Origin of the sequence: Bacteroides sp. NSJ-39, assembly GCF_014287315.1 — a bacterium.
Lineage (GTDB): Bacteria > Bacteroidota > Bacteroidia > Bacteroidales > Bacteroidaceae > Bacteroides > Bacteroides finegoldii.
In genome coordinates this window covers 147,496-161,724 of the sequence record NZ_JACOOB010000008.1, presented here as the reverse complement: position 1 = coordinate 161,724, position 14,229 = coordinate 147,496, and the positions used below count along the sequence as shown (strand labels likewise).

The following is a 14,229-nucleotide window of genomic DNA, read 5'->3' as shown; positions in this document are numbered from 1 at the left end:
GAAAAATTCCTCTTCCCTCTCACAGCTATGTAAGAAATTGCAGGCTGAATTTATCAGCAATCTAATATTAAAATTACTCCAAAACGACATCACGTGAAACGAGGTTCCATTGGAGCACTTTAGCCTCGACACGCATATAGGTTTCTTCTTTCTCGATATCCGGATTTTCTGGATTTGTCGGTTCAGTAGGATCTGTCGGTTTCGGCAGATATGGATCTTTTGGATCGGAAGGATCCCATGGCATGCCCAATCCTTGGAAAGCCTTGATTGTCAACAGATAGGTGTTGTTACGGCGTGTGTCAGCGTTCACAATCGATTTTCCATCAGCTGTAACAGTCTGACGGTTCCACAACGCACGGTATGCACATTTTCCGTTCATGTAAGTATAAGCTCCTTGATCCGGATTTAACTGGCTTTTCTTTGCGGCTTCCTTGCTAGCATAGATAAGACCGTCTTTTTCCCCCCGGAAAAATGTTGTCCCTTTTTGAAAATTAGTCTCTTTGACCAATTTGCCGTCTTCAAGTTTCCATACTTCATTCGGAGTATAAGTGGTATAGACCTTGGCATAGGGCAGACGGTAGTAACCGAAATTCTTGTTTTTAGCAGTGAATGCATCCTTTTTTACGGAATTTTCCAGAAAATAAATGCCTGCTCCTGTTTTAGCTTCAGAGGCGCTTGCTGCAGCATTTTTAGCAGCATACATACCAAGATCATCCTGCTGTGGATTGTCTTTTGACAGAAGATTCCCCAAACGGATTAAATTTTCTTTAGCTGAACCTTCCGGTTCTTTGGCCGTCTCAAAATCGGTATATCCATCAATGGCTGATGCAAAGCCCTCGTAAAGGCCGTCGGCATCTCCAATTGTACGCTTTCCCGCATGGTTACGGAAAAGATATGTCTTTGCGGCACCGTTGATGGCAGTATACGTGATGTCGGTAAGATCAACCTTTCCTTTTCCATCCGCGGTTGTTTCTTTCAATGCGGCATCCTTCGCGACCAGTCCTTGTGCCACGACGCGCTCCACATCAAAGGAGAATACATTTTGAGCCTCACTTGTACCCGTTTTGGCTGCGTTCTCGGTAATGCCGGGAGCAATGGTTTTCTGCTCGGCTTTCGAAGTCATGACAAACTTGTTGTCTGTGGCAAGAGCGGCAATATCTTTTACTGCGGTAGCTGCACTGCCATGCGTCTTGTCCGGGGCTGTTGCAATATCGGCGGAAAGAGTCCCCTTGTTAAACAACAGCGCCATGGATTGAGGACCGGGATTCGTCTTCCATGGAGCAACCTTGAATGTACCGGCTGTTTGCGTTTCCCAAAACTTGCCTGTTTCATCAGCTGCCGTTCCTAACGTCCATGTTTGAGGCAGGACATTTGAGAGAAGCTGTAATTCCGTAAGCTTACTCTCTTCCGTTCTTCCTCCATAATCTTCCTGTTTGTCATTCACCGCTCTGGTTGAGACATCCTTCATAGAGGAAATATACATTCCTGCAAATGTTGTTCCCTCGCCCGGATTGTTTACCTGAGGGACATCCTCATTATTACAAGCTGTCATGCCCAGACTTAAGGCTGCAATTCCCGCTAAAAATAAATTGTTTGCTTTCATAACTTAAACTGTTTAGTAAATAAATAATTTAATAATTAATATATTAAATGCTTGCTATTTATCCGTTAATCCTGTCATGGAAAGTCCAGAAGTTTTCATTCCCGGGACTCCATGTCTTTTTCCAGTAATTCCTCCGCCTTCTGCCAGTCTCCTTTCATACTATGGGCAATTGCCATAGGATAAATAGAACGGCTGTCACTCTTTACTGTGTCCAATATCATCAGAGCCTTATCCGCATCCTTTTCATACTTTAAAAGCGCATTGGCATAGTTGAGTGCCGCCAGCGGATCAAGTGCAAACTGTTCATAAGCCTTCTTGTATATGTTTACCGGATTTTTTCCCTGTTCGACATACTGTTGCGCCAACCTACACATCTCATACTGGCTCAGGCATCCGGGAACGGTAATAAACATTTCCTCCAATTCGTCATCCGTATAGGAACGAACATCAAATCCCATGTGAAAAACGGTACGGCGCAAAGTGGGATAAACTGTGGAAAGCAACTCCGCATAAACCTTTCCCTCATCTAAAGAGCGTATAGCCGCTTCACGGGCCACATCCGTATGATGCCTCTTAATAGCGGATAAAATTTCATCCTTATATGCCAAAGAAGATACGTTTATAATATTTTCCAAGCCTTTCCAGTCTTCACCCACCCCTTCTATTTCGTATATGGAGGCTTTCTTGAGCTGCGGGTACTTACTCAGTACATAATAAGAAAGCGTATGAGTACGACGTTCCGCCAAATGTTTATTATAGCTAAACTCACCTTCCGGAGAAGCGTATCCCATGATATGTACCTCACGAAGCCTAGCCCCTTTGATCCGAAGCCCTTTGGATACAAAATCATCCAGACGGGCTAATTCTTCTTGATTTTTACCAAATCCAAGAAGAAGTCCATGCTGTGCGGATTTGAAAGTGACCTTACAGTCAAATTCTTCTTCATAACATTTTATCTCCACCTTTTCCGGAGTATAAAAAATGTATTTATAGTCTTCCGGGCCAAAAAGGTCTATCCCGGTTACCGGTATATTCAACTGGCTCACACCTTTACCGCACTCGGCACATCCATACACCTCTTCACGAAGAAAGAGATGGCCGGAAGCCATCCAACGTTCAAAAGGCAATGCTTCCTTGACGGAGATTCCAGGTTCCCTCAAATCTTTGGAACTGTGAATATCCTTCACAGGAAGTAATGTACCCGGGTTACCACCCAGTCTTTCCTTACGGGCAACAACTTTGTATCTTTTCTTTCCGGAAATACACAAAGGCGAGAAAGCAGTCCTGATATTGCCGTCAGAAGATACCAGAGAAGGATAGATATAAACAATTTCCTGTGTCCTCAACCGATTGATAGATTCTACTATATTGAAAGAAACGGTAAACATTTTCCCTTCCGGGCTACGTCCAGTCTTCACATCTGTATATTCCAAACGAGGATTCCCCTTTCTGACAACCTTATCCTCCACCTGTCCTACCACCGGTAAACAGTATACATATCCCAGCACAGAGAGTATTCCTATATAATATTGTATTGGTTTCATTGATTCTGTTTTTAATGTTTATATATGCAAAGCATCATTTATTTAATTATATAGATAATCGAAACGGCAAGCTTTGTAGGTCCCAGATAATCAGCTTTCCCCTTACCATCCTTTTTCCCACAAGAAGTACATCTGAACCTGTCATATTTAACACGCGCATAGCCCAGTCCTAAGGATGCCTCTACACTGAATCTGTTGGACAGTATCCAGTGGTAGCCCGTACTAATACCCCCACCGTAAAAATACCCCTCATAACGGTAATCTTTCATTTCTTTGGAGTGGTTTTGAATAATAAAAGGAATATTTATGCCTCCCACATTCATCTGCCCTCCATGGGCATGAAGGCCAAGAAACCAGCCATTGAATGTTTCACAGGTCCAATATCTTATCTCCGGCTGTACAAGCCAGTGACTCCATTTCTTTGTTTTGTAACCGTTTGCCGTGGCATCATTTTCATAAAAAAAGAAATTCATACCGATTTGGGTATCCAAGGTCCATTTCTTCCCTAGGGAAAACTCTACAGAAAGATTGGGTGTCAGCAGGGCATCATAGACAAGGTTGTTTTTTAGCACAACCTTCTGTGAGAAAGACTGCAAGCTGAACAGCAGAAAGAAAAAAAAGCATATTTTTTTCATATTGTCGCTGATTGTTTTTGAGATAAAAATACTTGTTTTATGATGTTAATTATGATGCTGCAAAATTAAAAATGAGCAATCGTATTTTTATTATATACATTAGACATAGAATTATGTAAAACAGTCTTTTTGTTTATACAAGGTAGCCAGACAGATATTCTTTTTAATATTATCATAAATTCGAAAAGAAGTTATCATTCTTATCCCCATGTCTGCATCATCCTCAAGACCGGCATAATAGTTCAGATTGAAAAAATGGTTATGCTCGCCTTGTACCCAAAAGAACAGCGTGAACTCATTTTATATAAGTATACACAGCATGAACATTGCGTATACATCCTGCCTTTTTGAAAAGTGCAAGTTTTTCTATTCCAAGACGTTCAGCGAACGTGTAATATGTATATCCCCCGTCTATTTCCAGGCTGGGTATGAAGACGGCAGGAATCATACCCAGCCTGGCGTCTTCATTGTAACAATGATAGCGAAACTTCCCGAATAATAAAACAATAGCCCTGTCAAATCCGGCTTCATCCATTAAAATATCCGGAAATTCTAACTTATTGATTGCCACTTTAGAATACAGAATTCATTTTTGTCAATAAGGTTTCGCCTTCGGTGAACTTGTAATAGTGCTTAAAGATTACCGTAACACTGTTTCCTGCTTGTTCTGCCGTAACAGCTGGAGAACAACCGGCATCTACCATACGGGAGATAAATGTATCTCGTGCGGAATACCAAGTTATATTCTCTTTTATATCCAGAATATTGCAAACTTTAGTCAACGTCTTGCTGACTCTATTAGAGATTTGAATGACTCTATTACGCATTTTGGCCTCTGTGGTATGTTTTTTTGTGAATACGGGGAATACATAGTTGTCAATGCCTTGACCTTCATGTTTCTCAATAATTTGTTTTGATTTCTCTATCAACAAGGGTTTTCCAATTTTCGGGAATTTCATCCGTTCATAGATAACCTGGTTTCCTTGAATCATATTGTACGTCAAATGGCAGATATCCACATTGACCATACCTCCTGTGTAATAACTGAAAAGAAATAAATCCAAGCAAAATTCCTCTTTAGGTGTAAGCAAGCTTCTATCCACATTCTCAATTAACTGTATCACTCTCTTGGAAGCAGTTCTCGGTTCAAACTTGTGCCATTTCATCTTATCCTCCACACAGTCGAATATTTCCGGATCAGCACCGTGCATATTCAGCCCTTTGGCATAGTTGGCTATGGCTCTCAGTTTACGCAACTTCTGGTTCAAGCCTGCTTTATTACCATTGGCAATCCCTTTTTTTGTGTATATAGAACAAAATCCAAGAGGAACTGTTTTGTTATGTCACTGAAATAAAACACGGATAATGGTTTATTGTATTTCTATTGTGTGAATTCTTCCAAAGCCTTCTTTATGATTTTATAGTCCTTTACACTCGCCAGGCTTTTCACAATCTTGTCATTTTTCTTTTTTTTCCTTTTCAGAGAATTTTTTAATCAAATAATCAATCATCTGGGAAACGGACAGAGAACGGTCTTCCTCTTTCATTTCCTTCCCTTTCTTTTTATCAAGACTAAGTGCCAATTCGGCCGGACTCCATTTACGTCCTTCCTCTTCCCATTCTTCCGCAATCTTCTGATACTTTAATTTCAGATCAAGCAACATCTTGTTCTTTTTGATAGCATCGCTTGATTTGGAAATAAATGATTGTGACGCATTGTCCCAGTCTTTGATGGGACCGGTGATATTTAGCACTTTAGAAACTCTGTTGTAGCCTGTTTGGAAGAAGATCATTTCCTGTTTCACCAGTTTTTTGTCTTTTGAGGTCACTTTTCCTTTAATGTTGATCGAATACATTTTAATTAGGTTTTACGTGTACTCATGTAGGCCAATTTTTTGCCTACATAACAGCCTACATAAGAATAGAGGTTACCCGCTATTTTTGTTTATTTCGGCTATTTATCCGTTCTACTACCTTTAATTAATTATTTGATAATCAGAATGTTAATTTTCCTCTTTATATATGGGCATAAAAAAAGGCTATCTATCCCAGACAGCCAATCTTTGTTAACCTTAAATCTAATACCATGAAAAACACAGTGCAAAGATAAGTGGTTTTATGTTATACAACATAATGTTTTGCTATAAAACTTCTGTTTATTAACTCTAATTAACTTTTAAGCTTTCTTTTTTCTGCTATTACTTGCTGTTTCACCACAGATTACACGGATTCGGTTATTCTACATAGAGTACCAGCCCTTTCAGATATTCTCCTTCAGGATGATAAATGTTTACCGGATGGTCGGCAGGTTGGGTCAGTTGATGCAAAATGCGTACACTACGTCCTGACATAGCTGCGGCTGTAAACACGGCTGTACGGAAATTATCCTTGCTGACTACTTGCGAGCAGGAGAAAGTAAACAGAATGCCGCCCGGCTTGATTTTCTCGAAAGCTTTGGCATTCAGTTTCCGATAACCTTGCAGTGCATTTCGTAACGCATCTTTATGTTTGGCGAAAGCAGGAGGATCAAGAATGATTAAATCATACTGATCGCCCATACGGTCAAGATACTTGAAAGCGTCTTCGGCAAAAGCTTCATGGCGGGGATCGCCGGGAAAATTCAATTCGACATTCTTATTTGTCAGGTCGATCGCTTTAGCGGAACTGTCAACAGAATGAACGAGCTTGGCACCTCCACGCATGGCGTAGAACGAGAAGCCACCGGTATAACAGAACATATTAAGTACTGAACGGCCTTTGGCGTACCGTTCCAATAAAGAACGGTTCTCACGTTGGTCTACAAAAAAACCGGTCTTCTGACCTTTCAGCCAGTCTACATGGAATTTCAAGCCATATTCTTGTGCGATATTATCGTTGCTTCCTCCTTTCAGAAAACCGTTCTCTGGGAAAAGGTCTGCTTTAAAAGGAAGGGTTGTCTCTGATTTATAATAGATATTTTCAATCTGATCTCCCATCACTTCGGACAAAGCTTCGGCAATAACCATACGGTCTACGTGCATTCCTGCCGAATGTGCCTGCATAACGGCAGTCTTGGCATAGACATCGATAACCAATCCGGGAAGATTGTCTCCTTCACCGTGTACCAGACGATAGGTATTATTGGTCGGATTCGTGGCGATACCGATACTGCGGCGCATATCGTATGCTATTTCCAGCTTACGCTTCCAGAAATCGTGATTGATAGGTTCCTGTTGAAAAGAAAGCACACGTACAGCGATACTTCCGATTTGGAAGTGTCCTTCGGCTATAAATTCTTTTTTTGAGGTGTATACTTCTACTACTTCACCTTCTTCAGGTTCTCCGTCAAAACGGGAGATAGCACCTGAGAAAATCCAGGGGTGAAATCTTTTGAGAGACTCTTCTTTGCCGGGTTTGAGGTATACTTTATGCATGATATTTTATTTATCTGATTCAATTAAATGTTCTTCTTTCTTCTCTTCGGGAGCAATTTCATAATTGCCCGTTTGCTTCAGTTCCTGCAATAAGTTGTATATGTTGAGGCAGGCCCATGCGTCGGTAGCGGCATATTGCTTTTGGCCGTCGCTCAGCACATCAGCTTCCCAATTAGACAAGCGTTGTGACTTGGAAATCTTCTCCTTGAACAGGATTGCATAAATCTTTTGCAGACTTTTATCCTGGATGCCGAACTGGCGTACGTAATCCTGCAATTCGATGCAATTTTGCTGGTTGAAAGGAGCACGTTTGTGCAACATCATAAAGTCATCCTTTAGTGAGAGACCGACTTTTATCACGTCCGGATTCTCTAATAAATCGACTAACGGCCGGGTCAGTCCGGTCATGTTGAGGCGAAACAGGAAACAACATTCTTCCGACGAAATCTGAAGGAGTGCCACTTTATGTGATTGTCCCTTTGTAAAGGAAGGGCGCGTTTCGCTGTCAATACCTATTACAGACCGGGATTGCAGATAAGCCACTGCTTTTTCCGTTTCCGTTTCCGATTGGATGACATAAATCCGTCCCGGAAAAACCGTTTTCGGGAGCTCCTTTACTTCATCTTTATTTATAGTTCTTCTTACAATCATTTTTATTTATTCATCGTGGTGACAATGACAGCCGTTTTCGTGGCAGTGGCAATCGTCATCGTGGCAATGGCACTCATCGTCTTCGCAACAGTTACCGTCGTCACTTGGTTCGTAAAATCCTTCTTCATTGTCTTCTTCGTCCTGTTGGCTGTACTTTACGTCGTGCAATGCGCGTAACGTGTTGACCAGTTTCTGTCCCCATAACATTCCGAAGTTTTCCTGGCAGATAGCCAATGAATCGTTCATCGTTTCGTTCAACCCCAATTGGAAAACAAAGATAAAGTCTTTGATATCCTGATAGATATCCGCCAGATCTTCCGAAATGGACTTCTTGATCGGCTGGTCGCTATAAACCATATCTTGTACGAATACATCCAGATAATCATCCTTGTCACCCATCAATTCCGCAAGGTTGATACGTAGAATCTCATAGATTTCCTCCGTTACATACGTTTCGAGCACTCCCTCTCCGATAGTCTCACATTTGGGGAGCATAGATGCCTTGAGATAGAGTAGGGGAAGTATTTTAAGGGATGTATCAACGAAATCGCTACGCTTCATGCGTTCGGCACGTTCGAGGAATGCGCAAAATTCGGCGGCTACCGTTACGAACTCAATTACATTCTTATCAAATATCGTTTGGCTTTCTTTTTCCATAATCAGCATTGATTTGAAACGCAAAGGTAAGAAAAAGGATTGAATGAGCGTAGTGCTCGTTATTTTTTTATTATTTTTGCAGCTTAGATTATGATCCCAGTTTTATAAAAAGAATAAAAAGACTCATGGCAAAGAAGAAATTAGATAAGGAGACGGAACGTACTCCCTCTTCCCCTAGCAAAATTATTGCAATATTCAAGAATGAGACTGTCCATTTTGTGATTGGGCTGATGTTGGTTATCTTTTCTGTTTATTTACTTTTGGCTTTTTCCTCTTTCTTTTTTACGGGAGCGGCCGACCAGAGTATTATCGACAGTGGAAATCCGGCAGATTTGTCGGTCGTTGATAATCATGTGAAGAACTATGCTGGTTCACGCGGAGCACAGTTGGCCAGTTATCTGATCAACGACTGTTTTGGAATCTCTTCTTTCTTTATCCTTGTCTTTTTGGCTGTGGCGGGATTGAAGTTGATGCGTGTACGTGTCGTACGACTGTGGAAATGGTTTATCGGATGTACCTTGTTGCTGGTCTGGTTCTCCGTTTTCTTTGGATTTGCTTTCATGGAGCATTATCAGGATTCTTTCATCTATCTGGGGGGAATGCACGGATACAATGTCAGCCGTTGGCTGATTTCCCAGGTAGGTGTGCCCGGTGTGTGGATGATTCTGTTGATAACAGCTATCTGCTTCTTTATATATATCAGTGCGCGCACGATTATCTGGTTGCGTAAACTTTTTGCTTTGAGTTTTCTGAAACGTAAAAAGAAAGAAGAAGTTGAGACGATTCCGGCAGGCGGAGATAATCCGGAATTTACTACTTCTCAACCTCAGGAAGTAGAATTCAATTTGAAACGGACTTATAAGCAGACTCCTCCTCCGGCAGCTGTGGTGGATGTCCAGTCCGAAGAAGAGGAAGGGTTTCCAACAGAGCATGCAGAACCGGATGAGCCTTCTTCTCCGGCAGATGAGAGTGAAGGAGTAACGATGGTATTTGAACCGACTGTTTCAGATTCGGTTCCGTCGATACCTAAGGATACCGAAGATGAAGAAGAACCCGGATTTGAAGTGGAACCGGCAGTTACAGAAGAGGAATACCAGGGCCCTGAACTGGAACCTTACAACCCGACTAAGGATTTGGAAAACTATCGCTTTCCTACGATCGACTTGATGAAACATTTTGAGAATGATGATCCTACGATTGATATGGACGAACAGAATGCGAATAAAGATCGTATTATCAATACATTACGTAGTTTCGGAATTGAGATCAGCACCATTAAAGCGACGGTTGGTCCTACGGTGACGCTGTACGAGATTACTCCGGAACAGGGAGTTCGTATCTCCAAGATTCGCGGATTGGAAGATGACATTGCATTGAGCCTGTCTGCCGATGGTATTCGTATTATTGCTCCGATACCGGGTAAGGGAACTATCGGTATTGAAGTGCCGAACAAGAATCCGAAAATTGTTTCCGGTCAAAGTGTGATTGGAAGTAAGAAGTTTCAGGAGTCTAAATATGATTTGCCTATCGTATTGGGTAAGACTATTACGAATGAAGTCTTTATGTTCGACCTTTGTAAAATGCCGCACGTGTTGGTGGCAGGTGCGACCGGTCAGGGTAAGTCTGTGGGGCTGAATGCGATTATCACTTCCTTATTATATAAGAAACATCCTGCCGAACTGAAGTTTGTGCTGGTCGATCCGAAGAAAGTGGAATTTAGTATCTACTCGGTAATTGAGAATCATTTTCTGGCTAAACTTCCGGATGGAGGTGAACCGATTATTACGGATGTAACTAAAGTGGTACAAACTTTGAATTCGGTTTGTGTGGAAATGGATACTCGTTACGACCTTCTGAAGATGGCTCATGTGCGTAATATCAGAGAGTATAACGAAAAGTTTATCAATCGCCGCCTGAATCCGGAAAAGGGACATAAGTTTATGCCGTATATCGTAGTTGTGATTGACGAGTTCGGTGATTTGATCATGACGGCAGGTAAGGAAGTGGAACTTCCGATTGCGCGAATCGCACAGTTGGCACGTGCTGTCGGCATTCACATGATTATCGCTACACAGCGTCCGACTACGAATATTATTACGGGTACGATTAAGGCCAATTTCCCGGCACGTATCGCTTTCCGTGTATCTGCTATGATGGACTCACGTACTATCCTTGACCGTCCGGGCGCGAACCGGTTGATTGGTAAGGGAGATATGCTTTTCTTACAGGGAGCTGATCCGGTACGTGTGCAGTGCGCTTTTATTGATACGCCGGAAGTGGAAGAAATAACGAAGTTCATTGCCCGTCAGCAAGGTTATCCTACTCCGTTCTTTTTGCCTGAATATGTGAGTGAGGATGGTGGTAATGAGGTAGGGGATATTGATATGGGGCGTCTTGATCCTTTGTTTGAAGATGCCGCCCGATTAGTCGTTATTCATCAGCAAGGTTCTACTTCGTTAATCCAACGTAAATTTGCTATCGGATACAATCGTGCAGGACGTATTATGGATCAGTTGGAGAAAGCAGGTATCGTGGGCCCTACGCAAGGCAGCAAGGCGCGTGACGTCTTGTGTGTTGATGATAATGACCTTGAAATGCGTTTGAACAATTTGCAGTAACAGTTCGTTTATAAATCAAATGAAAAAGTACATTTTTAGTGTTTTAATAGCTTTACTGTCATTGCCTGTGATTGCTCAACAACAGCAGTCGCAGGCTAAGAGTATTCTGGATAAAACTGCTGAGGCTTTTCGGAAAGCAGGAGGAGTGAAGGCTGATTTTACGGTAAAGGTTATAACGGATGGTCTGATAGAAGGTGTCGAGCATGGAACGATCCAATTGAAAGGAGAGAAATTCGTATTGAAAACAACCGATATTGTAACCTGGTTTGATGGGAAAACGCAGTGGAGTTATGTAGCGAAGAATGATGAAGTGAATGTTAGCAACCCGACTCAGGAAGAGTTGCAGCAAATCAATCCTTATACATTTCTTTATATGTATCAGAAAGGATTCTCTTATAAGCTGGGAACAATGAAAACTTTTCGTGGCAAAGCCATTTGGGAAGTGGTGTTGACGGCCAAAGACAAGGCACAGGATTTGGAACGCATTACTCTTTATGTGACGAAAGAGAGATACGAACCTTTATATATATTGCTTCAGCAACGTGCGCATCCGACACGTAACGCGATTACCGTTACGGGGTATCAGACCGGACAGAAGTATGCGGATACTCTTTTCACTTTTGACAGAAAGCAATATCCGAGTGCGGAAATTATAGATTTGAGATAAAATGTTTTTGATTAAATAAAACGATAAAGGTATAATAAAATGGCAGAAATAGAAAAAGTTAAATGCCTGATTATTGGTTCAGGACCTGCCGGATACACGGCAGCGATTTATGCAGGACGTGCAAACTTATGTCCGGTGCTTTATGAAGGGTTGCAACCCGGCGGTCAGTTGACAACGACTACGGACGTAGAGAACTTTCCCGGTTATCCGGAAGGAATCAGCGGTCCGCAATTGATGGAAGATCTACGTGCTCAGGCCAGCCGTTTTGGAGCCGATGTCCGTTTTGGCATTGCGACTGCGGCAGACTTAAGCAAAGCGCCTTATAAGATTACGATTGACGGTGAGAAAGAAATAGAAACGGAAGCATTGATTATCGCTACTGGAGCTACTGCTAAATATCTGGGGTTGGAAGATGAAAAGAAATATGCCGGAATGGGTGTCAGCGCTTGTGCCACTTGTGACGGTTTCTTTTATCGTAAGAAAATCGTGGCTGTTGTCGGCGGTGGTGATACAGCTTGTGAAGAGGCTGTTTATCTTGCCGGTCTGGCATCTAAAGTATATCTGATTGTCCGCAAACCTTTCCTGCGTGCATCAAAGATTATGCAGGAGCGTGTGATGAATCACGAGAAGATTGAAGTGCTTTTTGAACACAACGCTGTTGGTTTGTATGGTGATAATGGAGTAGAAGGGGTGAACCTTGTAAAACGTTGGGGCGAACCTGATGAAGAACGTTACAGCCTGCCTATCGATGGTTTCTTCCTGGCTATCGGTCATAAACCGAACTCGGATATATTCAAAGACTATATCGATACGGATGAAGTAGGTTACATTATCACGGATGGAGATAGCCCACGTACGAAAGTGCCGGGAGTATTTGCTGCAGGAGATGTTGCCGATCCGCATTACCGCCAGGCTATTACTGCTGCGGGAAGTGGCTGCAAGGCGGCTATTGAGGCGGAGCGTTATCTTTCTTCGATTGGGAAGATTTGATAGTTTGTTGCATTAGAGGAAAAGACGGAACTTAAAACTTATTTGAACTGCCCCCTAAAAGTTGAATAAAAAACTTTTAGGGGGCAGTCATTATGAAGTATTTGTACTAAAAGTACTTGCAATTATTTTATCTTTCTATTTCAGTAGTTGTTCTTCGATGATTTGTACGTACTTCTCCGGAGTAGCTCCGACTTCAATAATCGGTTTGCCGCTTGCAGGTATGAAGAATAAAGTAGGCAATGCCTGTACACCAAAGTGATTGCATAAATCCTTTTCTTTGTCTGCATTCACTTTGTAGAACATCACTTTCCCTTTGTATTGCTCCGCCATTTTTTCCATTTGCGGAAGTCGAAAATGTGGTCGATGAAGAACTGCCGGGTGATGGGAGCCAGCTTGCCGTTTTCTACTTTTATTTCTATCACTTTCGATTCATTTTCCGGGATAGGAGCTAGATCGAACGGCTGGAAATACATCTTGTGCAATATCTTTGCAAACTTCTTTGTCTTCGATATACTAGTTGGAGAAAACACAAAGAATAGGGTAGTAGTCATCAAATAGCTTTTTGAAAGCCTGTTTGTTGCCACGTTTTATGTCTGCAATTATATTTTCTATATGTATGTTCACTTTTAGGGTGGAGTGATTGGTGTAGGAACACTCTTACCCAATCTTGCTTATTTTCTTTAACTTTTCTTCTTCGATGATTTTGATCTTTCTTCCGTCGATTGTAATCAGCCGTTCCGTAGCGAATTGTGACAGCGTGCGGATGGCATTCGAAGTGGTCATATTCGACAGATTTGCCAGATCCTCGCGTGATAAGTAAATACTTAGGGTAGAGCCGTCTTCTTCCAGTCCATAACTTTCTTTCAAGAAAATCAGAGATTCGGCCAAACGTCCTCGAATGTGTTTTTGTGTCAGGTTGACGGTTCGTTCGTCAGAAATGCCGAGATCAATGGAAAGCTGGCGGATAAAGAACATGGCCAGGTCATTGTTCTGGGTAACTAAAGTCATGATGGCACTCATGGGAATCAAGCAAACAACAGAAGGTTCGAAAGCTGCTGCGGCAGTAACAAAATCCTCTTTGGCAAAATAAGCACGATATGCAAAATATTCGTGTGGCTTAATCATACGAATAATCTGACTTCTACCTCCTACACCATCTTTGAAGATTTTGACTTTACCGTTGATAAGACACATTAGATGCGATGGCGTTTCTCCTTCACAGTAAATGGTTTCATTTTTTTTGTAGGTTTGAATCGTATAATTATTCATCAGAAACTCCTTTTGTTCATTGTTTAGAGGAGCTAACATATCGGATAACGGTTCCGAAATATCGATGTCTGACATATTCATTTTTACCATGAGTGCTACAAAACTGTGTTATACAGCACAAAAGTAGAAATAAAAAATGAAAAAATGAACGAATCTATAAAAAGATTGCACAAAAGTGAGAG

At 41.8% G+C, this 14,229-nt stretch carries 13 protein-coding genes and 2 pseudogenes; 3 read left to right on the top strand and 12 right to left on the bottom strand.

Annotation, left to right across the window (positions count from 1 at the left end):
• Nucleotides 1-73: 73 nt before the first annotated feature.
• The 9 genes from H8S63_RS11575 to H8S63_RS11540 all read right to left on the bottom strand — a co-directional run bounded on the left by H8S63_RS11575 (nucleotide 74) and on the right by H8S63_RS11540 (nucleotide 8,503).
• On the bottom strand, nucleotides 74-1,603 hold the full coding sequence (locus tag H8S63_RS11575) for an Mfa1 family fimbria major subunit (protein WP_186926862.1): 1,530 nt from the start codon (nucleotides 1,601-1,603) through the stop codon (nucleotides 74-76).
• A gap of 95 nt (nucleotides 1,604-1,698) precedes the next feature.
• A complete protein-coding gene (locus H8S63_RS11570) occupies nucleotides 1,699-3,147 on the bottom strand; it encodes a hypothetical protein (protein WP_186926861.1) in 1,449 nt (482 codons plus the stop codon).
• A gap of 38 nt (nucleotides 3,148-3,185) precedes the next feature.
• Nucleotides 3,186-3,782 (bottom strand): DUF3575 domain-containing protein, encoded by a 597-nt coding sequence (locus H8S63_RS11565; RefSeq protein WP_186926860.1) that lies wholly within the window; start codon nucleotides 3,780-3,782, stop codon nucleotides 3,186-3,188.
• Between the two features lie 295 nt (nucleotides 3,783-4,077).
• Nucleotides 4,078-4,353, bottom strand: coding sequence for a hypothetical protein (locus tag H8S63_RS11560; protein ID WP_186926859.1), 276 nt, complete (start codon nucleotides 4,351-4,353; stop codon nucleotides 4,078-4,080).
• Nucleotide 4,354: 1 nt separating this feature from the next.
• A complete protein-coding gene (locus H8S63_RS20110) occupies nucleotides 4,355-5,050 on the bottom strand; it encodes a hypothetical protein (RefSeq protein ID WP_229102205.1) in 696 nt (231 codons plus the stop codon).
• A 189-nt stretch (nucleotides 5,051-5,239) separates the two neighbouring features.
• Nucleotides 5,240-5,638 carry a hypothetical protein gene (locus H8S63_RS20105; protein WP_070099487.1) on the bottom strand — a complete coding sequence of 133 codons (399 nt, stop codon included), beginning with the start codon at nucleotides 5,636-5,638 and terminating at the stop codon, nucleotides 5,240-5,242.
• A 378-nt stretch (nucleotides 5,639-6,016) separates the two neighbouring features.
• On the bottom strand, nucleotides 6,017-7,195 hold the full coding sequence (locus H8S63_RS11550) for a class I SAM-dependent rRNA methyltransferase (protein ID WP_007765161.1): 1,179 nt from the start codon (nucleotides 7,193-7,195) through the stop codon (nucleotides 6,017-6,019).
• Between the two features lie 6 nt (nucleotides 7,196-7,201).
• Complete coding sequence (locus tag H8S63_RS11545; protein WP_007757345.1) at nucleotides 7,202-7,846, bottom strand: 3'-5' exonuclease; 645 nt, start codon at nucleotides 7,844-7,846, stop codon at nucleotides 7,202-7,204.
• A 6-nt stretch (nucleotides 7,847-7,852) separates the two neighbouring features.
• A complete protein-coding gene (locus tag H8S63_RS11540) occupies nucleotides 7,853-8,503 on the bottom strand; it encodes a DUF5063 domain-containing protein (RefSeq protein WP_186926858.1) in 651 nt (216 codons plus the stop codon).
• 125 nt (nucleotides 8,504-8,628) lie between these two features.
• On the opposite strand from H8S63_RS11540, the gene H8S63_RS11535 reads away from it, so the two are divergent.
• Genes H8S63_RS11535 through trxB form a run of 3 tightly spaced genes read left to right on the top strand, consistent with a single transcriptional unit; the run spans nucleotide 8,629 to nucleotide 12,778 of the window.
• Nucleotides 8,629-11,121, top strand: a complete 2,493-nt coding sequence (locus H8S63_RS11535; protein ID WP_186926857.1) for a DNA translocase FtsK — start codon at nucleotides 8,629-8,631, stop codon at nucleotides 11,119-11,121.
• A gap of 19 nt (nucleotides 11,122-11,140) precedes the next feature.
• Complete coding sequence (locus H8S63_RS11530; RefSeq protein WP_022275977.1) at nucleotides 11,141-11,788, top strand: LolA-like putative outer membrane lipoprotein chaperone; 648 nt, start codon at nucleotides 11,141-11,143, stop codon at nucleotides 11,786-11,788.
• Between the two features lie 39 nt (nucleotides 11,789-11,827).
• A complete protein-coding gene (trxB, locus tag H8S63_RS11525; RefSeq protein WP_007757353.1) occupies nucleotides 11,828-12,778 on the top strand; it encodes a thioredoxin-disulfide reductase in 951 nt (316 codons plus the stop codon).
• Between the two features lie 135 nt (nucleotides 12,779-12,913).
• Here the strand turns inward: trxB and H8S63_RS11520 are convergent.
• From H8S63_RS11520 to H8S63_RS11515, 3 genes and pseudogenes are all read right to left on the bottom strand, one after another.
• Nucleotides 12,914-13,263: pseudogene (locus H8S63_RS11520) on the bottom strand (thioredoxin family protein); the annotation flags it as partial.
• A 31-nt stretch (nucleotides 13,264-13,294) separates the two neighbouring features.
• A pseudogene (locus H8S63_RS20100) lies at nucleotides 13,295-13,402 on the bottom strand (RNA polymerase sigma-70 factor); the annotation flags it as partial.
• Nucleotides 13,403-13,435: 33 nt separating this feature from the next.
• The gene (locus H8S63_RS11515; protein WP_186926856.1) at nucleotides 13,436-14,137 is read right to left on the bottom strand and encodes a Crp/Fnr family transcriptional regulator; all 702 of its coding nucleotides are present in this window, start codon (nucleotides 14,135-14,137) and stop codon (nucleotides 13,436-13,438) included.
• Nucleotides 14,138-14,229 lie beyond the last annotated feature (92 nt).

What these genes read in the sequence shown, in the direction of transcription:
- H8S63_RS11570 (WP_186926861.1), bottom strand. Translation starts at nt 3,147, where the DNA reads ATGAAACCAATACAATATTATATAGGAATACTCTCTGTGCTGGGATAT.
- H8S63_RS11530 (WP_022275977.1), top strand. Translation starts at nt 11,141, where the DNA reads ATGAAAAAGTACATTTTTAGTGTTTTAATAGCTTTACTGTCATTGCCT.
- H8S63_RS11540 (WP_186926858.1), bottom strand. Translation starts at nt 8,503, where the DNA reads ATGGAAAAAGAAAGCCAAACGATATTTGATAAGAATGTAATTGAGTTC.
- H8S63_RS11535 (WP_186926857.1), top strand. Translation starts at nt 8,629, where the DNA reads ATGGCAAAGAAGAAATTAGATAAGGAGACGGAACGTACTCCCTCTTCC.
- H8S63_RS20105 (WP_070099487.1), bottom strand. Translation starts at nt 5,638, where the DNA reads ATGTATTCGATCAACATTAAAGGAAAAGTGACCTCAAAAGACAAAAAA.
- trxB (WP_007757353.1), top strand. Translation starts at nt 11,828, where the DNA reads ATGGCAGAAATAGAAAAAGTTAAATGCCTGATTATTGGTTCAGGACCT.
- H8S63_RS11565 (WP_186926860.1), bottom strand. Translation starts at nt 3,782, where the DNA reads ATGAAAAAAATATGCTTTTTTTTCTTTCTGCTGTTCAGCTTGCAGTCT.
- H8S63_RS11545 (WP_007757345.1), bottom strand. Translation starts at nt 7,846, where the DNA reads ATGATTGTAAGAAGAACTATAAATAAAGATGAAGTAAAGGAGCTCCCG.
- H8S63_RS11515 (WP_186926856.1), bottom strand. Translation starts at nt 14,137, where the DNA reads ATGGTAAAAATGAATATGTCAGACATCGATATTTCGGAACCGTTATCC.
- H8S63_RS11575 (WP_186926862.1), bottom strand. Translation starts at nt 1,603, where the DNA reads ATGAAAGCAAACAATTTATTTTTAGCGGGAATTGCAGCCTTAAGTCTG.
- H8S63_RS11550 (WP_007765161.1), bottom strand. Translation starts at nt 7,195, where the DNA reads ATGCATAAAGTATACCTCAAACCCGGCAAAGAAGAGTCTCTCAAAAGA.